Here is a 229-nt window from a genome sequence, read left to right as displayed (position 1 = left end):
AGGTCGGCCGCGTTGTCGCGGGCCCAGGCGCTCACGGTGCGGTCGGCGGCGCGGATGGCACGGGTGGCCTGGACGCGTTGTTCGCCGGTGCTTCCGGCCGTACCTGGACGCAGGCGCAGGTAGCGGCGTTCGGCGGCCTGACGGCTCGCGACTCCCAGCGGCCCGGCCAGGTCGGCCCAGCTCGCGCCGGCCTCGCGGGCGGTCTCGATCAGCCCGCTCTCCCAGCCGG

The 229-nt window shown here is 77.3% G+C and carries 1 pseudogene; it reads right to left on the bottom strand.

The features are described from left to right. Positions 1–229, bottom strand: a pseudogene (locus AC6CKD_RS38050) (HSP18 transcriptional regulator); the annotation flags it as partial.

It is taken from the genome of Streptomyces sp. GQ60 (assembly GCF_059758875.1).
The sequence above is the reverse complement of the archived record's forward strand: the minus strand, read 5'-3'. Positions and strand labels throughout refer to the sequence as shown.